Here is a 19,538-nt window from a genome sequence, read left to right on the forward strand (position 1 = left end):
CACATCACCCAGACAGTACGCGAAACCGTCACGCGGGCCACGGAGCAGTGAAGGCACACAGGCAGGAACGCACGACACGAGGCGAGGCACCATGACGATTCCGGACCCCGGAACCATCCTGGACGACGAGACCGAGGCCGAACTGCGGCGCGAGGAGGAGGTCGAGGCGATCTCGGACAACTTCCGGCACATCATCTGCTTCCTGTGCTACCCGGCGTTCGAGGCCCAGGCGGTGGCTCCGCACGACGCGCAGTGCATCTGCGGCAAGCCGGTGCACGCCGGCGAGGTTCAGGCCCCTGAGTCTGCACCGGAATGCGTGCTCTGCTACGAGATGGCGGACGGGCACTACCGGAAGAAGCACGCCAGGCGTTGAATCAGACCACTGCCGCGCGGACCTGCCTCAGGTTCCATTGCGCTGACTCTCTGCCCGTGCTCAGGGCCCGTGCTCAGGTGGCGTAGCCGCGGCGCTCCGCCTCGGTCTCCGCCGCACGGTGGTGGAGCAGACCCCTGAGTCCGCGGTGGTGCGGCTCCGGCATGCTCTCGGCGTCGACCGGCGCACGCTTCGATCCATCGCCGATCTTGACCGCGTCGCGCACGGCCTGGAGCGCGGCGCGCAGCAGTTCGGCGACGCGGCGGCTCTCCGCCAGCGGGCACGCGCGGATCAGGGCGGGCAACAGGTCGGCGTCGTAGCGCTCCACGTGGTCCTGGATGCCGACGACGAGCTGGCCGACGAGCACGTCGAGCTCGTCGGTTTCCACGTCGGGCAGCTCGCAGTACTCGACGGTACGCAGCACCGCCCGGTCCCGCCGCCGCTGCGCGTCGACGACGGCCGAGCCGTCGGGCAGGTGGCGGCGCATGGCCTGGTGCAGGTGCTTCTCCTCGACGTGCACGTGGTACGCGAAGCGGACGCAGGCCTCGTGCACGGCGGCGGCGCGATCGGCGCCGGCGCTCAGGGTGCAGATGCGGACCGAGAGCCGATCGATCTCGTCGTGCTCGCGGGCGATCTCCTTCGCCGCGTCATCAGTCTCCGGCATCGCCATCACCCCGCTCTCCGCTCGCGTTCCTCGTGGTCAGGGACGAGTACCCCGCGCCGCGCCGCGCATGCGCGGCACCCCCGGAATCGGGCCGCGTCAGCCGAAGCCGGCCCGTAGCTCGGCGAGGATCTTCGCGATCAGCCGGGAAACCTGCATCTGCGACACACCGAGCCGCTCACCGATCTCGGACTGCGTCATCCCGCGGAAATACCGCATCAGCAGGATCCGCCTATCCCGCTCCCCCAGCTCGTCCACCAGGCTCCGCAGCACCTCACGGTCCACGGCGCGGTCGTAGCCGGGATCCTCCTCGCCGAGCATCTCGCCGAGACACGCACCGTCCTCGACCCCTTCGCGGCCGATCGGGCGGTCCAGCGACGCGGTGTTGTACGCCTCGGACGCGTCCAGCGCCGCGACCAGCTCCTCCGTCGAGACGCCCAGGGTCTCGGCGAGTTCCATCAGAGTCGGCGGCCGGCCGAGGTCCACGGTCAGGGCGTCGGCGGCCTTGCGCATCGCGCCGGTCAGCTCCTGCATGTGGCGCGGCACGTGCACACTCCACGTCGCGTCCCGGAAATACCGCTTGATCTCGCCCACGATCATCGGCGTCGCGTACCCGAGGAAACCGGTGCCGTGGTCGGGATCGAAATTGTCGACCGCCTTCACCAAGCCCAGGTACGCGACCTGCTCGAAGTCCTCCGGCGACGCGCCGCGGGTGCTGTAACGCCGCGCGATGTGGCGGGCGTACGGCATGTGGTCCGCGACCACCTCGTCCCGCAGCCGCTCCCGCTCCGGAACGCCTGCAGGCAGCGCCGCCATCCGGCGCAGCACACGCATCGTCTCCGCACGCCGCGCTTCACGCTGAGGCGGCGGCGAATGGGGAATGTCGTTCAGGACAGCTGCACCCATGGATCAACCCTCCAAGCCGGGCGCACAGCGACCTCAGCTCGCACTGCATTCCACGCTACGCCTGATCTGTCAGAATGACGGCATGGCAGTCGACGGGGACTTGAAATCCCGGCTTCCTTACCCATTCAACGAAGATCTCTCTCCGGTCCTGATCCGGCTCAACCGCCGCACCGAGCGTGGGCGGCTGCAGCTGGCCAACGACCCGGTCACGGCGGCGTACCTGGCGGCGGCGCTGCGGCTCGTCGAGCGGCGGCTCGGGCCGCGCAGCGAGGAGGAGGCCGGCGAGCGCGACCCCGCGGCGGCGGAGCGTTCGTTTTTCGGATTCCTGACGCAGCGCGCGGTCGCGGCCGAGGTGGCGGGCAATCCCGACCCGCTCCCCCGGCGCGGCAGCGTCTCGACCCTGCGCACGAGCTGGCGCACGCAGGCGGACTTCATCGCCGACCTGCTCGGCTTCGTGCTGTGGACGGGCTACTACCCGGCCTCGTACACGAGCCTGTGGGACGGCGCCGCGGAGCAGCTGGCCGAGGCGGACGACTTCGCGGAGGCCGTCCAGGAGGTGGCGTACAACGCGACCGCCCACCTGCTCGCGATGGTCACGTTCCGCATCCAGCTCGCGGCGTCGATCGGCGCGCAGGACGATCCGGCGGTCCGCGGCGTCCTCGCGGCGAAGTACGAGCGCGGGCAGGCGATCTGGGGCGGCATCTACACCCGCATGATGACGGCGCGCGGGCTCCAGTTGCGCGAGGGCATCAGCCTCGGTCAGTTGGCTGACATCCTCACCGCACTCGTCGAAGGCTGCGCATTGCGTGCGATGGCTGAGGGCCCTGAGACGCGCGTGCTCAACGTGGCCGACAAACGGGGGCTGCTCAGCACGGCGGCGCTGGCGCTGCTCGCCGGAAGCATGGAGCCGAAGGGCCTGGAGGACGGACTGAGCCTCGCGGAATCGATCAACGCGATGGCCGCCGCGGGCCGGAAGGGGTCCGGATAAGCGAGTCTGGTGTGCGCCGGAGCACGAGAGCACTCCCACGAAGCACCCTCGAACTCCGGAGCCCCACCTTCCCTCCATCACCCCCACCATGTTCGGACCGGGCCGGCATCGGGACGCGCGATCGTCCAACAAGCTCCGGTCCCCTCCCCGACCCGCGAAAGTGGGGAGGACGGTCAACGCCGGCCCACACTTGCGGCGTTGAACGTGCTGTCACCTTAAGCGGACACCCGCCGTCGTCATAGGTGCGCAACTGCGTGGTGGTGGGAGCGTTTTCAGTCGCGCAGCGCGCGCCACCCGGCGAGCGCCGCCGCGGCCACGCAGATTCCCGAGATCGAGAACCCGACGCGCGCCCCGGCCCCGTCGATCACCGCGCCGACGATGAAGCTGGTCAGCGGCAGCGTGCCGGTCATCGCCATGCCCCAAAGGCTCATGACCCGTCCCCGGAAGTCCGGGTCGCAGCGCACTTGAGCGAGCGTGTTCGCCAAGGCGATGAACCAGATCGAGCTCATGCCGGCGAGCACCATCCCCGCCATCGCGACCGCGGCCACCGGCGCCCACGCGACGATGAGCACTGATACGGCCGTCAGCAGCGCCAGCACCCGTACCCGACGCCCCGTCGGCTCCGGCGCCGCGGCGGCCAGCAACGCCCCGGGAAGCCCGCCGACCCCGAAGCACGCCATCATCGCGCCGTAACCCCCGCCGCCGAGATGCAGTGCGCTGCTCACGAGCGGCGGCAGCGCGACGCCCATGCTGAAGATCAGCCCGCTGGCAGCGGACATCGGCAGCAGCGCGCGGAACAACGGCGTCCGCAGCGCGTACCGCAGCCCTTCGCGCGCCGCGCCCTTCTGCGCACCACGGCGCGCGGCAGATACGTGCCCCGTCGCTTGCATCCGCACCAGCACGCACAACGGCGCCAGATACGTCAGCGCATTGACCCCGAAGCACGCGGAAGCCCCGGACGTCGCCAGCAACAGCCCGCCGAGCCCAGGCCCGACCACCCGCGACGCGTTGAGCGCCACCTCCCACAGCCCGACCGCACTCGCCACCGCGTTCCGCCCGACGAGGTCGACCACGTACACCTGCCGCGCCGGCGAATCGACCGACGCGACCGCCCCGGTCAGCAGCGAGAGCCCGAGAATGAGCGGCAACCGCAGCTGGCCCGCGACCGAGAGCCCGAACAACGCCCCGGCGATCACCATCATCAGCGCCTGCGTCCCGATCAGCAGCCGCCGCCGGTCCGCCCGGTCCACCAACGCCCCCGCCCACGGCCCGAGCACCAGCGACGGCGCGAACGAACACGCCGTCACCGCGCTGAGCCACACCGCGCTGTGCGTCAGCTGCAGCACGGTCCACGACAGCGCCACCGCCTGCGTCATCGCCCCCGACGACGACGTCACCTGCCCCGCGAACCACCACCGAAACGCCCGCCGCCGCAGCGCCCCACTCATCCGCCCCACCAGCCCGACCGGCTCCCGCACCCCGATCCGGTGATGCGGCGTCGCCGGCGGCTCCTCCTCAACCTCCGTAACAGCCGTCGTACCCATGCTCCCCCTCCGCAGGTCTGGATTGGACCGTGGTTTAGACCATAGGGCCAGGGGTCCCGATCTCGCATCGACGTCTCACCATGCGTCAGGGGCGCACTACGGCTTAGCCTCGTACGCCATCGGTGATGCGCGCCGACATGGTTTATGGGGGGCTGAAGTCGTGTACTGATTCGATGGTCGTAGGCTGGCCTCATGGCGCACCGCGACTGGGTGGAATGGCACCGAGACTACGACGATCCAGGTTCCCCGCTTTCGCGGCGGCTGGAACGGGTGCAGGGGCACCTGCGCGCCGAGCTCGATCATGCCCCCGCCGGGGACATACGGCTGATCAGCCTGTGCGCCGGGCAGGGCCGAGACGTCATCGGCGTCCTGGTCGGGCATCCGCGCCGGGACGACGTGCGCGCCCGGCTGGTCGAGCTGGACGAGCGCAACGTCGCGGTCGCACGGCAGGCAGCGCAGGCGGCTGGGCTAGACAGCATTGAGATCCTGCAGGCTGACGCCGGGACCACCGATGCCTGCGCGGGCGCGGTCCCCGCCCAGATCGTCGTGGTGTGTGGCATCTTCGGCAACATCAGCATCACCGACATCCAGGCCACCGTGGCAGCCCTGCCCAGCCTTTGCGCCCCCGGCGCGCTGGTCCTATGGACCAGGCACCGCAACCCACCTGACCTGACCCCCGCAATCCGTTCCTGGTTCAGCGAGGCGGGCTTCCACGAGGAGGCGTTCGACATCAGCCAAGACGGCTTCATGTCCGTGGGCGCCCACCGGCTCACAGGCGATCCCGCCGCGCTGACCCCCGGCCAGCGCCTGTTCACCTTCGTGGCCAGGACCTGAGCCGCGCCGGAGCGTGAGCCCTGGGGCTTTCACATGCCCGGTAACGACATGCGAGACCTCAAGCGTTGCTACTCGTCGGACTCGCGAGCACTGACGCCATCGAGTAGACGGGTGCCGTCGTGGTGGCGCACGCGCGGCCAGTCTCCAGAGCTGAACCAGTCCACCTCGGTCGGCTCATCGGTGAGCGTGGGACACCGCGACCGATCACGGTCCAGTGCGCATCAGAAAACCATGGCCCTGTTTGGCAGGATGCAGGTCCGCGGTGCAGCCACCTGCGAGTGCTCTCAATAGTGCTATGGAGTGGCTGGCTGGTGTCCGCCACGGTCGGGTGGTGTTGCCGTGTCTGCGAATGTCTTGGGACTTGCGGCTATGAGGATCCCGGCGGCGATCAGGACTGGGATTCCGAGGAGGAATGGGGCGTGAAGTCCGAGTCGGCTTGCGGTGATGCCGCCGAGGCCGGCCCCGGCGAGGGAGGCCGCGGTGACGGCGGCACGATTGATGCTGATGACTCGTCCCAATAGGTCCGTGGGTACGGCGCTTTGGATGGTGGTGCGCGCCTGCACGTTCCAGATGGCGAAGGCCATGCTGCTGGTGGCCAGGACGGCGGCTGTGGCGATCACTGAGTTCGTGGTGCCCAAGGCCAGCTGACCGGCTGCGGCCAAAGCGAGGCAGGTCAGGGCGGTGGCCTTCGCTCCGATCCGCCGTGTGAGTGTGGCGGCGAAGAATCCACCGCTGAGGCCGCCGAAGGCTCCGGCGGCCAGCAGAATTCCGTACCAGGCGGAGCTTAGACGCAGGACCTGTTGGACGTAGAGCACGAGAAGGGTGAACCAGGCGCTGTCTGTCAGGGCCAGGGCGGCGCTGGTCGCGGGCACCGGCCAGAAGCTGCGGTGCCCGCGCAGCCACTGCAGGCTGCCGCCGGCCCGGTCCGGTTGCCGTCTGGCTTTGGTTCCCGTTGCTCCGCCGGGGGTCTGGAGAAGGGCGGGGATGCCGGCGACCAGGGCGACGGCGATCGCCAGCGTTCCGCCATTGATAGCAAACGGCAGCACCAGAGCGATGCCGAACAGGTAGCCGCCCAGGGGTGGTCCTAGGAATTCGTTGCCGGCGATCTCGGCAGTGACCAGTCGGCCGTTGGCCATGTCCAAGTGCTCGAGCGGTACGAGTGACGGCACCAAGGTGCTGGCAGCCGTGGCACGGACCACGTCGGTGGCGCCGGAGACGAACACCGCGACGTACAAGGCACCCATCGTCGCCCAGCCGGAGACGATAAGGGCGATCAGTCCCAGCAGGAAGGCGAGCCGGATGACGTCGGCTGCGATGACGATCTGCCGACGATCGAACCGATCGGCCAGCGACCCGGCCGGCAACGCCAGGAGCACGCCGGGGAGCTGAGTGGCGACGGCCACGCCGGAGATCAGTACCGGGCTGCTGGTCAGGGTCGCCGCCAGCAGCGGAAACGCCGCCGCCCGGACGCCGTCGCCGAGGTTGGATAGCAGCGTGGCCGACCAAAGCCGCCGATACGGTGCACCCAGCGCCAGTGTTGCCATCCCCGGGCTCCTCGCGATTGGCACTCTCCCATTGAGAGTGCCAACGAAAGCAGCGTTGGCACTCTCGTGTCAAGAGTGCCAACGCGGCCGGCTAGCGCCCATCCGTGACAAAGCCCTGAAACACTCGGCCACCAGCCCGGTCTCACGGATCAGAGCCCGAAGACCAAGCCGCCCGGCCGAACAAGCTCAACCGGGCGAACGTGCTCTGGCGGAACTAGTTCGATGCGCCACCGGACCTCCCGTCAGTTTGCTGGTTCCGTCCGGTGCCAGGCGAAGAGCAGCCCAACCGGACGCACGCACTCAACAGCGAAACCGCAGGACGACCGGCGGACCCCTGCTCTCTGATCTGAGCACGGGCTGGCCGGAACCGTACTTGACTTTGACCTACCTGCGCAGGGCTCAACGTAAGGACGCCGACGCAAAGTCGGTGCAGCGCAAGCCGGGCGCCGCCTTATCGTCACAGTCGCGAAGCGGCGATTTTCACAGCGGAGGGAACACGAAGAATCAGGACACGTGGTCGCGGAAGAGGCGGAGGCGGTCTTCGCCGATCTGTTCGCGCAGGAGGGGGTCTTCGATGCCGAGGCCCTCTTCGGGGGCCATGCAGAGGACGCCTACCTTGCCCTCGTGCTCGTTGCGCTGGACGGAGCGGGTGGCGTCGGCTACTTGGGCGAAGGGGTAGACGCGGGAGAGGGTGGGGACCACCAGGCCCAGCTCCAGCAGGCGGTTGGCCTCGACGGACTCCTGGTAGTTGGCGCCGTGACTGCCGATGATGCGCTTGACGCGCATCCAGAGGTGGCGGTTGTCGTAGTGGTGGGCGTAGCCGGTGCTGGAGCCGCAGGTGACGATGCTGCCGCCGCGTCGTGCGACGAAGACGGAGGCGCCGAAGGTCTCCTTGCCTACGTGCTCGAAGACGACGTGCGGGTCCTCGCCGACCTGCTTGCGGATCGCGGCGCCGAGGGCGCGCCAGCGGTCCATCTCGTTCGATTCCTCAGCGGAATCGGCGCTGTCGGCGAAGCCGATCTCCTGGCGGTTGATGATGTGGCGGCAGCCCATCTTCTCGAGCAGCGCCGCCTTCCTGGCGCTGCCCACTACGCCGACGGGGATGCCGCCCGCGCGCTGCACGAGTTGGACGGCGTAGGCGCCGAGGCCGCCGGTGGCGCCCCAGATCAGGACCACGTCACCCATCTTGATTCGGGCGCCGTGCTGGGAGATCAGCATGCGGTACGCGGTGCCGAGGCAGAGCGCGTTGCATGCCGCCTCCTCCCAGCTCAGGTGACGCGGCTTACGAATCAGCTGGGTGCCCTTGACCACCGTGTAGTCGCCGAAGGCACCGTAGTTGGTCTCGAAGCCCCAGGCGAGCGTCCGCTCGGCGAGCAGGCCGTCCTGCTGGGCCGCGGGCTCCTGCTCGTCGATGGCGCCGGGGGTGACGACGACCTTGTCGCCGACCTTCCAGTGGCGCACGGCGGCTCCGACGCGCACGACGACGCCCGACGCGTCCGAGCCGATGACGTGGAAGTCCTGGTCGTGCCGCGTGTCCCAGCCGCCGCCGCGGGCGACGTGCTTGAGGAACTGGAACGAGGGCAGCGGCTCGAAGGTCGCGGACCACACGGTGTTGTAGTTCACTGCCGCCGCCATGACCGCCACCACGACCTCGTCGGGGGCGAGTTCCGGCATCGGGACCTCGCCGACGCGCAGTGTGCGGCGCACGTCCTTGTCCGGCTCGCCGCGGAAGATCTCCTGGTCCTCGCGGCGCAGGAAGGCGGCGCGGTACGTGTCGGGCAGCGGGGCGGTCGCCAGCTCGCCGGCCTCCGCGCCGCCCAGAACCGCCTCGGTGAGCGGGCTGTTCGTGAACATCTACCGGATCTCCTCGGGGTGTGCGATTCCATCGGTACCGTCGGTATGCGTGGTCTGATTCAGGACGGCAGGCCCAGGCTGGCGGCGAGCATCGGCCAGGAGGTCGCGAACGCGCCCTTCCAGGACGACCAGTTGTGCACGCCGCCGCTGTAGAAGTCGGTCTGCACCGGGATGCCGAGCACGCCGAGCCGGTTGGCGAACGCGACGTTCTGCGGCTGGATCGCCTGCTCGAGCGTCTGGCCGAGCTGAGCGTTCTGCGCCGGGCCCTTGCCGTCGCCGCAGGAGAGGAACAGCGAGCCGAAGCGCAGGTTCGTGGCCTGCGCGTACGGGTTGTCCTCGTTCCACAGCTGGACGTTGTGCAGCGGGTCTCCCCAGAGCGCGTCGGGCTGGATGCTCTCCCGGGCGACGATCGCGCGCATCACGGCGGGCATGCCGGGATAGGTCGTGTTGAGCACGCCGCTGTAGGACGCCGCGGCCACGAACGTCTGCGGGTAGTGCGCGGCCATCATTATCGCGCCGTATCCACCGGTGGACACGCCCGCGACCGCGCGGGTGCTGCCGGCGCTGAAGTCCCGCTGCAGAATCTGCATCAGCTCGACCGCGTCGAAGGTCTCGTAGTCGGGCTTCTGCTTGCCGCCGTTCCACCAGCGGGTCGGGATGCCGGTCGGCCCGTCCTCGGGCATCACGACGATGACGTTCTTGTCGGCGACGAAGGACTCGATGTCGGTCTCCCGGGTCCACGCCGTGTAGCTGTCGTGCGCGCCGTGCAGCAGGTAAAGCAACGGCCACGTCTCGTCCGCGTCGGCGCTCCAGCTCTCCGGCACGATGATCCGGACGGGGACCAGCGCGCCGACCGAGATCGAGCCGACCTTGAGGTCGGCCATGCGCGGGTCGAGCCAGGTCTCGGATTGCACGTACGAGCCGTCGTCCGCCGTGCCGGTCGGCGGGCTCACCGAGATCGGCGCGGGCGACGGCGAGGATGGCGAGGGGGACGGGGCCGGCGGAGGCGGGGGCGGAGGTGTGGGAGACGCGGAGCTGTGCGAGGGCGTCGGGCTCGGCGCGGCGGGCTTGGACGGCGAGGACGCGGGCCGCGCCGCGGCGGACGGAGCCGAGCTCGCGGGCAGCGGGACCGCCGTCGCGGGCGTGGCCTCGGCGGACCCCGCGCCGGAGGTGACGGACAGCCAGGTCGTCAGGGACAGCGTGAGGACCGAGGTCAGGGCCCAGACCGGGCGGGTCTTCGCGGACATGGCTGCGGATCTTCTTTCTCGGGGTCGGACTCAGCCGCGTAGGTCGGCGTCGAGGAGGCGGGCGAGCACGTCCACCACGGGCGGGTCGAGCAGGCACAGGTGGTGGCCGGGCAGTGGACGGATCGTCAGGTCCGGGCAGTACTCGTCCCAGCCGAGCGCCTGGTCCTGCCGCTCGTAGCGCCGGTCCCGGACGGTGTGCGGCGCGACCTCGCTCGCGCGGTAGAGCAGCGTCCGGCCCTGGTACGGGCGCGGCGTGTGCCGCTCGCCGCTGCGCAGGTCGAGGAACGAGTCGCGCTGGTGCTCCAGCGCGGCCTCTGGCAGGTCGGCGGTCGCCTTCAGCGCCTCGATCACCGCCGCGATCTGCCCGGCGTCGTCGAGGTTCTCCATCTGCTCGTACGGGAGGTTCAGCGGGCTGCCGTACGCCTCCTCGATGTACGCCGCGAACTCCCGGTACCGGGTGAGCAGCAGCTTCCGCGTGTCCTGACCGGGGTCGGGCAGCGGCAGCACGGTGTCGATCAGGACCAGGGCACTGACGGCGCCGTGCTCGGACAGCAGGCGCGCGACCTCCTGGCCGACGGCGCCGCCGAACGACCAGCCGCCGACCGCCCACGGACCGTCCGGGTGCCGCTCGCGGATGATCCGCGCGAGCTCGGCGGCGCTGTCCGTGACCTCGGCGAACTCCGTGTCCGGCAGCCGCTCGAGGCCGAAGCACGGCTGGTCGGCGTCGAGGCGGTCGACGAGGCCGCGGTAGACGGCGGACGTGCCGCCGGCCGGATGGATCAGGTACAGCGGCGGCCGGGTGCCCTCCGCGCGGAGAACGCGGATCGGGCCCTCGACGGGCGTTTCCAGCAGCGGCCGGACGACGTCCGCGATGGCGCCGACGCTCGGAGCTCCCCCGAGGTGGTCTATCTGCGGCAACGGCATGCCGATCCGTTCGGCGAGGACGCCCGCGAACTCGGCGGCGAGATGCTGATCCTGCATCAGCGCGTTGAGCGGCGCGGTCACGTCGAGCACGGGAATACCGGTGACGTCGGTCCACGCCTGCACGATCAGCCGCTCCGTGGCGTCACGGGGCTTGACGCCCTTCTCGGTGACCCGCCGCTCGGGTTCGGCGCTGGTCAGCAACTCGGCGACCTCGGCGATCGTGCCCCTGCGCAGCACGGCCTTCGGCGGCAGCGTGATCCCGAACTCGCGCTCGACCATCCCGAGGATGCGTACGGCGTGCAGCGAGTCAAGGCCGAGTTCGGTCAGCGGCGTCGTGTCGTCGATGCTCTGCGGCGAGTAGCCCATGACCTGCGCGACGATCGTGCGCAGCCGGTCGCGGACGTCGCCGGAAGCCGGAGCCGCGACAGGCAGGACAGGGACGACCGGCACGTCGGCGACCTGCTTCGCGGGAGGCTCGGCCGGGTCGAAATCCACCCAGAAGCGGCGGTGCCGCCAGCGCGGCGACGGGAGGTCGACGACGCGCGCGCCGGGGTGCATGGCCCTGCGCGCGACGGCCGGGTCGATCGCGCCGCGCATCAGCAGCGCCGCGACGGAGAGCCGGAACGTGACAGTCTCGTCCGTGTCGCGGCGCAGCGTCGGGAGCACGAGCGCATCCGTGGCCCCGGCCGCGCGCAGCGTCTCGTTCATCGGGTACAGCTGCGTCGGATGCGGGGAGACCTCGACGAAGACGCGGTAGCCGTCCTCGGCCGCGGCCGTGACCGCCTGCTGGAATCGGACCGAGTCGCGCAGGTTGCGAACCCAGTAGTCGGTGTCGAAGACCGCCTCGGCGCGCGGGTCGGTGCGGACAGTCGTGTACACGCGGCAGTCAGGGACCTTATACGAGACTTCGCCGAGCCGCTCCGCGAAGGGCTCCAGCAGCGGATCGACGTGCGGCGTGTGTCCGGCGGCCGCGGCACGCAGCGAACGCGCATTTCCGCCTTCTCGGGTGACGAGCTCGACCAGCTGCTCGACGTCCTCGGCCGTACCGGCCACCACGCACTGCTCGGGCGAGGAGTCCACGGCGACGCACAAGCTCGGCAGCGCGTCGCGCGCGAGCGCCTCGATCTGCTCACGGGTGCGGTCGACGACGGCCATCGCGCCGCCGGCCAGACCGTCCAGCAAGCGGGAGCGTTCGAACATGATCCGGACGCCGGTCTCCTCGTCGATGGCGCCGGCGACGACGGCCGCCGCGACTTCCCCCATCGAGTGGCCGATGACGGCGGCCGGGCGCAGGCCGTGCGCGCGCCAGAGATCGGCCAGCGCGACCTGGATGCCGAAGAGCGCGGGCAGCACGACGGGCGCCCGCTCCAGCTGCGCTTCGGGTTCGAGTTGCGCGCGCAGCGAGATGTCGCCGTGCATGCGCATCAGCGGCTCGAGGCGGTCGATCGCGGCGGCGAAGGCCGGTTCGGTGTCGAGCAGGCGTCGGGCCATGCCAGGCCACTGCGAACCGTAGCCCGAGAACACCCACACGGCGCCGGCCGCTCCAGTCCTCGGCGTACCGAGGAGCGTTGCCGGATGCGGGCTTCCCTCGGCCAGATGGGTGAGGGCGTCGGCCGCTTGTTCACTCGTGCGGGCGACGACGGCCGCCTGCCGGGTGCCCTTGCCGACCCGACCGAGCAGTGTGTGCGCGACGTCGGCCGGGCGCGTGCGTCCGCCGGGCTCGGAACGCAGCCACGTGGCGAGGCGTGCGGCCTCTTCCCGGAGGCGGTCGTCCGAGGGAGCGTCCAGCACGAACAGCGCGGCCTCCGGCTCGGGTTCGGCCACGGTCGTCGGCGCGGTCTTCGGGGACGACGCGGCCGGCCGGTACTCCTGCACGAGCACGTGCGCGTTCGTGCCGCCGAATCCGAACGCTGACACGCCGGCGGTCGCAGTGCCCGAATAGCGGGGCCACGGCTCGGCGTCGGTGACCACGCGCAGCGCGTTGGCCTCGAAGTCGATGTGCGGGCTCGGCTCGGCGAAGTGCAGCTGCTTCGGCACGGTCCCGTGGTGCAGCGCGAGCACGGTCTTGGCGAGCCCCGCGATGCCCGCGGCGGCTTCGAGGTGGCCGAGATTCGTCTTGACGGAGCCGATCAGCAGCGGCTGGTCCGGAGCACGTCCGGCGCCGAGCACCGCGCCCAGCGCCCCGGCCTCGACCGGGTCGCCGAGCGAGGTTCCGGTGCCGTGCGTCTCCACGTAGTCGAGCTCGCTCGGCAGGACCGGCCCGCCCTCCACGTACACCTGCGAGAGCAGGGCGCGCTGCGCCTCGGCGTTCGGGGCGATCAGCCCGTTGGAGCGGCCGTCCGAGTTGACCGCGGTGCCGCGGATCACGGCGAGCACGCGGTCCCCGGCCCGCTCGGCGTCGGCGAGGCGACGCAGCACGATCACGCCGCAGCCCTCGGCGCGCACCATTCCGTTCGCGCCCGCGTCGAAGGCCTTGCAGCGACCGTCCGGCGCGAGCGCTCCGGCGCGCTGGAAGGCGAGCGTGACCGCCGGGGAAAGCAGAGCATTGACACCGGCCGCGAGCGCGGTGTCGCACTCCCCTGCCAGCAGGCTGCGCACCGCGTGGTGCACGGCGACGAGCGAGGAGGAGCACGCGGTGTCCACGGCCATGCTCGGGCCGCGTAGGTCGAGCACGTAGGACAGCCGGTTCGCGGCGATACTGAGCGCGGCTCCGGACGGAGTCCACGCGTCGACGCGGGCGAGGTCCGCCGTGGTCAGCTGGACGTATTCGTTGCCGCTGATGCCGACGAACACGCCCGTGCTGCTGCCCGCGAGCGCGGCCACCGGGATCGCCGCGTGGTCCAGCGCCTCGTGCGTGACCTCGAGCAGCAGCCGCTGCTGCGGGTCCATCGCGGCCGCCTCGACCGGGGGGATGCCGAAGAATTCCGCGTCGAAGCCCGCGATGTCGTCCAGGAAGCCGCCGTGCTTGCTGACCTCTTGCGCGGCCGGGTCGTCATGCTCGACGAAGCCGCTCCAGCGGCCCTCGGGCACGGTGCCGACGCCGTCGCCGCCCTCGCGGAGCAACTGCCAGAAGTCCTCCGGCGAGGCGACCGAACCGGGCAGGCGGCAGCCGATGCCCACGACGGCGATCGCGGTGCCGTCGCGCTCGGCCTCCGGCTCGGCGGGCGTTCCAGAGTTCTGCGTCACCGGCTCGGCGTGCGCCGTCTGCCCGCAGATGTGCCGGGCGAGCAGGTCGAGCGTCGGCGCCTCCCACAGCACCGTCGCCGGGAGCGCCACCTCCGCGAGTTCGCTCAGCTCGGCGGCGAGCGTGACCGCGTCGCGCGACGTGAGGCCGAGCTCGGCGAGCGGGCGATCCGACGTGACCCACGTCGGATCGATGCCGTGCCATTCGTGCAGGCGCGTCAGCACATGGCGACGCACCGCGAGATCGAGTTCCGCCGAGTCGGGGTCCGCGTGCACTCCGAAGCCGTTGGCGTTGCCCACATTGCTCATCGACGGCCCTCCGCGTAGTCGCCGCGCAGGTAGGCGGCACGGCAGGCGCTGCGCGAGACCTTGCCGCTGGACGTGCGCGGGATGGTGCCCGGCGGCACCAGGACGAGCTGGTCCAGGCGCAGCCCGTGGGTGCCGGCCACCCGTGCGCGCACGATGTGGTCGACGGAGCTCCCGATCTCGGCGGACGCCGCGGCGAGCGCTTCCTTCTTCATCCGGTCCCGGCGGCGCTCGGCGACGGCCACGACGGACTCGCCCTCGGCTCCCGGCACGGCGAACACGGCCGCGCGCTCGCGCCGGTCCGCCTCGAGCGCCGCGTGCACGGTCTCCTCGACGTCCTGCGGGTAGTGGTTGCGCCCGTCGATGATCAACAGGTCCTTGAGACGCCCGGTCACGAGCAACCGCCCGTCGTGGATCGCGCCGAGGTCGCCGGTGCGCAGCCAGGGCTGCTCGCCGGTCCCAGCCAGCACGGCGCCGAAGACCTCGGCGGACTGCTCGGCTCGCTTCCAGTAGCCGAGGCCCACGTTCGCCCCGCGCACCAGGATCTCGCCGACCGCGCCGTCGGGCAGGATCCGCCGGGTGCCCGGCTCGACGATCCGGATCTCCTGGTCGACCGGCTTGCCGCAGGCGACCAGGGTCGTGACGGAGGCCTCGTCGGCGTCGGCCGCGGCGGGCACGATGCGTCCTTCGGCCAACGCGGCACGATGGCAGGTCACCTCGTACGGCGCCGACTTTGCGCCATCCGAGGCAACGAACACCGTCGCCTCCGCGAGGCCGTACGAGGGACAGAGCATCTCCGGCCGCAGGCCGGTCCCGGCGAACGCGGCGGCGAAGGCCCGCAGCGTGCGCGGCCGGATGGGCTCGGCTCCGTTGCCCAGCGCGTGCACCTGGTCGAGCCGCAGGTCCGCGACGGCCTCCGGGCGCACCTTCGCGACGCAGTAGTCGTAGGCGAAGTTCGGCGCGGCCGCGAACACGTTCGGGTGCGCGCCGATCAGCCGCAGCCAGCGTTCCGGGCGGGCCAGGAACGCGACCGGGTCCATCAGCACCGAGGGGAAGCCGCCGACCACCGGCATGCAGATGTTGACCACCAGCCCCATGTCGTGGAACAGCGGCAGCCAGCTGACGACGGTCGAGCCGGGGAAGGCGGTGAGCACCTGGCGGGCGTTGCGCACGACGTTCTCGTGCGTGATCATCACACCGGCCGGGCTGCGGGTGGAGCCGGAGGTGTACTGGAGGTACGCGACGTCACCCGGCGACGGGTCGATCCACTCGGTCTCCGGGTCGGCGCTCGTCAACGGCTGCGAGACGTCGACCTGCACGAGCGGCAAGCGGCCGTACCCCGCGTCCTCGTCCAGATACGTCCGCGCGGCGGCGGCAGTGGACTCGGTGACCAGCGCGCACGCGGGCTCGCAGTCCTCGAGCACGGCGGCTACCCGGTTCGCGTGCCCGGGCTGGTTCGTCGGGAAAAGCGGCACGGCCACCACACCCGCCGCCAGGCAGCCGAGGAAGCCGGCGACGTAGTCCAATCCCTGCGGCATCAGCAGTACGGCGCGGTCGCCGGGCCGGGCCACGGCGCGCACCTGCGCGGCCACCGCACGGGCGCGGTCATGCAGCTGAGCCCAGGTCAGCGTGTGGGACCGGCCGTCGGAGCGCAGGTCCGGGTAGTCCACGAACGTGAACGCCCGCTGGTGCGCGTGCCGCGCGGCCAGGTCGCGGAGCAGCCCGGGCAGCGACTGCGCGGCGGCGAGGTCCGGGGCGGGCATGGATCGGTGCTGCTGCATGCTGGCTCCAGGAGGTGGGCGGACGGGACGGGATCAGGCTGTTGGCACACGTTCGGCGAGGATGAAGTCGGGAGTGATTTTCAGCTTCACCTCTCAACTAAAAGTCATATCGGCATTCCGGCGCGCGTTCTGGAGATCCGAATGGGTCATGTACGGCTGCGAATAGGGCCTGACACGGTGTCCGTTGCGCGGCGGACGGGCCGTTCGGAGCCGTCCGGAGCGTGCGATCAGGACGCTTGCATCCGCTGCGGAAGCCAGGGTCCGAGCGCGGACTCCCAGGCGGACAGGTCGTCGTTCCACATCTGCGACGTCTGGTTCGGATCCCCGGCGAAGGACGGGTCGGTCCCCCAGGGGCCGAGCGTCTCGAGCTGCGTGCGCACGAAGCGCGCGTAGGCCCGCCAGAGCGGGTGGTTCACGCAGAGCTTCTTGCGGAACGCGTTGAGGGTCGAGGTGTCGATCTCGCTGCCGTCGAAGCCGAAGGCGACCTGGTTCTCCTGCACGAACTCCATCGGCGCGGTCTGCAGGATCATGTCGGCCATCGAGCTGTCGTATGCCAGCGAGTTGGCGGGCATGGCATAGGCCTGCTGGATCTGGCCGAGCTCGTCGTCGCCGAGGTCGGCGCTCGTGCAGAAGGCCTGACCGATGTAGTAGTACTGCTGAGCGCTTATTCCGGGCATGTCCGGGCGCAGGTCGAGCACCGAGCGGTAGAACGCGCCCTGCGCGGCGATCGAGGGAGCGTGACCTGCCTTCCCGCTGCCGGTCGGCGTCGGCTTCGGCGCCGGCTTGGGAGTCGGCGCCGGCTTCGGCCGCTGCCGGACGGGAGCGGGCTGGGCGGAGGACGCGGGCACGGGCGAGGCCGAGTCGGAGGCGGAGGGCGAGGCGGAGTCGCGCACGCCGAGACCCAGCGCCGCGTGGGACGAGGTCATCAGGGGCACGAACACCGCGGTCAGCGCGGCGAAGACGAGGATCGGGCTTCGTACTGCATTGATGCGCATCGCTTGGTCTCACTCCACTTCAGGCGTGTTCCCCGGCAAGTCCATCCAGGATCGGCTGACGACCCGTCACCGGCGACCCGGAGCGTCCGAACGGGGCAACGCGGCACTCAGGGTTGGTACATCTGGTTCCACAGCCGCGGCCAGGAGTCGCGCGGGCCGGCGCAGAGCCAGATCGGCACGCCCTGGTTCGCGGCCTCGGCGTCGACGTGGGCGAGCCGGACGGTGCCGACCTGGCGCACCGAGTCGAAGAATCTGCCGATCGAGCCGCCGGTCCCGCCGACGTACAGAACCTGACGGGTGCTCGCGGGCGGCGTACCCATGTACCAGTAGCCGCGTTCGGGCCCGTACGCTCGCGGGATCCCGTCGGCGCGGCCGTAGACGTCCAGCGCGCTGGCCTGCCAGTACGTGTCCCCCATCACGACAGTGTGCGCGCGCGTCTCCGCGGGCAGCTGGTCGTAGGCGGTGGCCGCGGTGTGCGCCAACTGCGGCCAGCCGATGCTGCTGACGGGCAGGAAGTCCACCAGAGCCGAGCCGGTGAACGCGTCGAGCGGACGGATCGGCAGCGCGATATACACCGCCAGCAGCGCGGACACCGCGAACGCGGGCCACGTGGGCACCCAGCGCCACCAGCGCGCGGGCATCCGGCGTTCGATGCGCGTCCCCGAGGCTGCGAACAGCACCGCGTACAGGCCTGACAGGTAGTAGTAGCGGCCGGCTGAGGCCACGATCACGATGGTGACGACGATGCACGCCCAGCCGAAGAAACGGTAGTCCCGCAGCTCCGGGGCGCGCAGCAGGCAGTAGCAGCCGTGAAAGAGCAGGAAGGCTCCGACGAACAGACCCGCCGTCAGCACCGCCATCGGCAGGATCGCCGACCGGCCGCCCCACGCCTGGTCGACCTGCCCGGCGATGACGCCGGGCATGGCGCGGTACGCCCAGCCGTGATGCGCCTGCCACAGGATGGTCGGCACGCTGACCAGCGGGGTGACCGCGGCGCCCGCCCAGAGCAGCGGACGGCGGAAGATCTCGCGCGGGCCGGAGACGAGCAGGCCGATGACCAGCCCGAACCAGAACGCGATGATCAGGAACTTGGCCTGCATCGCGATCGCCGTGGTAAGCCCGGCGTACAGCAGAAGCCAGTCGTCGCGGGTGCGCACCCAGCGCGCCACAAGCCAACTGACGAGCACCCAGCAGAACGGGTCGACCGTGCACGTCATCAGCAGATGGCCGGTCCCGAGCAGCTGCGGCGAGATCGCGAACGCCGCCGCGGCGATCGTCTGCGCGCGCGCCCCGCCGCCGAACTCACGGGCGATCAGCGCGGTGAGCACCACGCCGAGGACCGTCAGCACCATGGGCAGCAGCCGAAGGCCGACCACCGAGCCGGGCGACATCAGGTCGAAGAGCCTGGCCAGCAGCGGGAGCAGCCACGGGTTGTCCGCGTAGCCCCAGGCCGGGTGGTATCTTCCGGACGCGAGGAAGTAGAGCTCATCGCCGAAGTACCCGAAGCGGCCGCTCACCGCGAGGAGCACCGCCCCGGTCGCCCCCGCGATCGCGAGCACCGGCAGACGCGCGAAGGCCGGCGTCATGCGTCGGCCGCATATGTCTGCATTGTCATAATATGAAGCATATTCAATCTCGGTCGCTCGCGCGGGAAGCGGCGCCGATACGAGGGGGCCGAACGGGCGTACCCGCGGCACTCCCGGGCTACTGTGGGCGTTGTCAACCGCTCCCCGATGATCGGCTTGACGCCGCCTGGGTGAACGTTGATATTCCCCTTGCGAGGCCACAGAGCCACGACCTCGGCCGGTAACACGCTCAGCACCCCGGACGAGATCACGTCGTCGCTACACCGCCCCCGCCAACTCACTGACGGTCGTGACGGTCGTGACGGTCAGTCCACTCGGCCGCTCTTAAGGTTCGCTTTATTGACGGACGGGCCTGGACGTTTCCATACTCTGAGCCAGCTTGGTCTCGGAAACGTTTACGGAACAAAGGGGAACCCACACCCATGATTAGTCGTAGGAAGTTGTTGTCGGCGTCGGCCGTGGTGGTCGGTGGTTCGGCGTTGGGGGTCGGGGGTGGGTCGTTGCTCTCGGGTGCGTCGGCGTCGCCGGCGTCGTTGCGGGTCGATATTCAGAACACGACGTCGTCGGGCGCGGTGTACGCGTATGTGACGGGGTTGGCCGTGGACAACGGCAACGCGCTGATGCTGTTGGAGTCCGATGGCCACACGGTGTACTACCCCGCCTCGCCGAGCGGCCCGGGTGCGGGGTTGGGGGCGAACTGTGCGATCGCGTTGGGTGGGCCGGGTTCGACGACGTCGATCACGATTCCGCAGATCGCGGGGGGCCGGATCTGGTTCTCGGTCGGTGCGCCGATCACGTTCCTGCTCAACCCGGGT

At 70.6% G+C, this 19,538-nt stretch carries 14 protein-coding genes; 4 read left to right on the top strand and 10 right to left on the bottom strand.

Annotated elements, in window-relative coordinates; all coding sequences use genetic code 11:
* Positions 1–91: 91 nt before the first annotated feature.
* Positions 92–373, top strand: coding sequence for a hypothetical protein (locus VG296_RS00500; protein ID WP_325561810.1), 282 nt, complete (start codon positions 92–94; stop codon positions 371–373).
* Between the two features lie 73 nt (positions 374–446).
* Here the strand turns inward: VG296_RS00500 and VG296_RS00505 are convergent, their stop codons facing one another.
* Both VG296_RS00505 and VG296_RS00510 read right to left on the bottom strand, forming a co-directional pair.
* Positions 447–1,034 carry a hemerythrin domain-containing protein gene (locus VG296_RS00505; RefSeq protein WP_325561812.1) on the bottom strand — a complete coding sequence of 196 codons (588 nt, stop codon included), beginning with the start codon at positions 1,032–1,034 and terminating at the stop codon, positions 447–449.
* Between the two features lie 96 nt (positions 1,035–1,130).
* The gene (locus VG296_RS00510) at positions 1,131–1,847 is read right to left on the bottom strand and encodes a SigB/SigF/SigG family RNA polymerase sigma factor (RefSeq protein ID WP_325561815.1); all 717 of its coding nucleotides are present in this window, start codon (positions 1,845–1,847) and stop codon (positions 1,131–1,133) included.
* 172 nt (positions 1,848–2,019) lie between these two features.
* On the opposite strand from VG296_RS00510, the gene VG296_RS00515 reads away from it, so the two are divergent.
* Positions 2,020–2,925, top strand: a complete 906-nt coding sequence (locus VG296_RS00515; RefSeq protein WP_325561817.1) for a hypothetical protein — start codon at positions 2,020–2,022, stop codon at positions 2,923–2,925.
* Positions 2,926–3,197: 272 nt separating this feature from the next.
* Here the strand turns inward: VG296_RS00515 and VG296_RS00520 are convergent, their stop codons facing one another.
* Positions 3,198–4,469, bottom strand: coding sequence for an MFS transporter (locus VG296_RS00520; protein ID WP_325561819.1), 1,272 nt, complete (start codon positions 4,467–4,469; stop codon positions 3,198–3,200).
* 192 nt (positions 4,470–4,661) lie between these two features.
* On the opposite strand from VG296_RS00520, the gene VG296_RS00525 reads away from it, so the two are divergent.
* Complete coding sequence (locus VG296_RS00525; RefSeq protein WP_325561821.1) at positions 4,662–5,303, top strand: class I SAM-dependent methyltransferase family protein; 642 nt, start codon at positions 4,662–4,664, stop codon at positions 5,301–5,303.
* A 293-nt stretch (positions 5,304–5,596) separates the two neighbouring features.
* Here the strand turns inward: VG296_RS00525 and VG296_RS00530 are convergent, their stop codons facing one another.
* The 7 genes from VG296_RS00530 to VG296_RS00560 form a co-directional block, all read right to left on the bottom strand.
* On the bottom strand, positions 5,597–6,847 hold the full coding sequence (locus VG296_RS00530; protein ID WP_325561823.1) for an MFS transporter: 1,251 nt from the start codon (positions 6,845–6,847) through the stop codon (positions 5,597–5,599).
* Positions 6,848–7,351: 504 nt separating this feature from the next.
* Positions 7,352–8,701: a crotonyl-CoA carboxylase/reductase gene (gene ccrA, locus VG296_RS00535; RefSeq protein WP_325561828.1), complete on the bottom strand. Its 1,350-nt coding sequence runs from the start codon at positions 8,699–8,701 to the stop codon at positions 7,352–7,354.
* A 59-nt stretch (positions 8,702–8,760) separates the two neighbouring features.
* Complete coding sequence (locus tag VG296_RS00540; RefSeq protein WP_325561830.1) at positions 8,761–9,948, bottom strand: alpha/beta hydrolase; 1,188 nt, start codon at positions 9,946–9,948, stop codon at positions 8,761–8,763.
* A 30-nt stretch (positions 9,949–9,978) separates the two neighbouring features.
* Positions 9,979–14,364, bottom strand: a complete 4,386-nt coding sequence (locus VG296_RS00545) for a type I polyketide synthase (protein ID WP_325561832.1) — start codon at positions 14,362–14,364, stop codon at positions 9,979–9,981.
* Positions 14,361–16,142 carry a fatty acyl-AMP ligase gene (locus VG296_RS00550; RefSeq protein WP_325561834.1) on the bottom strand — a complete coding sequence of 594 codons (1,782 nt, stop codon included), beginning with the start codon at positions 16,140–16,142 and terminating at the stop codon, positions 14,361–14,363. The genes VG296_RS00545 and VG296_RS00550 overlap by 4 nt, the downstream gene beginning before the upstream one ends.
* 227 nt (positions 16,143–16,369) lie before the next feature.
* Positions 16,370–17,137 (bottom strand): hypothetical protein, encoded by a 768-nt coding sequence (locus VG296_RS00555; RefSeq protein WP_325561835.1) that lies wholly within the window; start codon positions 17,135–17,137, stop codon positions 16,370–16,372.
* 107 nt (positions 17,138–17,244) lie between these two features.
* Positions 17,245–18,723 (bottom strand): ArnT family glycosyltransferase, encoded by a 1,479-nt coding sequence (locus VG296_RS00560; RefSeq protein ID WP_325561837.1) that lies wholly within the window; start codon positions 18,721–18,723, stop codon positions 17,245–17,247.
* Between the two features lie 500 nt (positions 18,724–19,223).
* Between VG296_RS00560 and VG296_RS00565 the strand changes: the two genes are divergently transcribed.
* The coding region (locus VG296_RS00565; protein WP_325561838.1) for a beta-1,3-glucanase family protein at positions 19,224–19,538 on the top strand (315 nt) is incomplete at its 3' end.

The organism is Actinospica sp., assembly GCF_035552695.1.
Taxonomy (GTDB): Bacteria; Actinomycetota; Actinomycetes; order Streptomycetales; family Catenulisporaceae; genus Actinospica.

Coding starts and splice junctions, on each gene's coding strand:
- VG296_RS00500 (WP_325561810.1), top strand. CDS start 92: ATGACGATTCCGGACCCCGGAACCATCCTGGACGACGAGACCGAGGCC.
- VG296_RS00505 (WP_325561812.1), bottom strand. CDS start 1,034: ATGCCGGAGACTGATGACGCGGCGAAGGAGATCGCCCGCGAGCACGAC.
- VG296_RS00510 (WP_325561815.1), bottom strand. CDS start 1,847: ATGGCGGCGCTGCCTGCAGGCGTTCCGGAGCGGGAGCGGCTGCGGGAC.
- VG296_RS00515 (WP_325561817.1), top strand. CDS start 2,020: ATGGCAGTCGACGGGGACTTGAAATCCCGGCTTCCTTACCCATTCAAC.
- VG296_RS00520 (WP_325561819.1), bottom strand. CDS start 4,469: ATGGGTACGACGGCTGTTACGGAGGTTGAGGAGGAGCCGCCGGCGACG.
- VG296_RS00525 (WP_325561821.1), top strand. CDS start 4,662: ATGGCGCACCGCGACTGGGTGGAATGGCACCGAGACTACGACGATCCA.
- VG296_RS00530 (WP_325561823.1), bottom strand. CDS start 6,847: ATGGCAACACTGGCGCTGGGTGCACCGTATCGGCGGCTTTGGTCGGCC.
- ccrA (WP_325561828.1), bottom strand. CDS start 8,701: ATGTTCACGAACAGCCCGCTCACCGAGGCGGTTCTGGGCGGCGCGGAG.
- VG296_RS00540 (WP_325561830.1), bottom strand. CDS start 9,948: ATGTCCGCGAAGACCCGCCCGGTCTGGGCCCTGACCTCGGTCCTCACG.
- VG296_RS00545 (WP_325561832.1), bottom strand. CDS start 14,364: ATGAGCAATGTGGGCAACGCCAACGGCTTCGGAGTGCACGCGGACCCC.
- VG296_RS00550 (WP_325561834.1), bottom strand. CDS start 16,142: ATGCAGCAGCACCGATCCATGCCCGCCCCGGACCTCGCCGCCGCGCAG.
- VG296_RS00555 (WP_325561835.1), bottom strand. CDS start 17,137: ATGCGCATCAATGCAGTACGAAGCCCGATCCTCGTCTTCGCCGCGCTG.
- VG296_RS00560 (WP_325561837.1), bottom strand. CDS start 18,723: ATGACGCCGGCCTTCGCGCGTCTGCCGGTGCTCGCGATCGCGGGGGCG.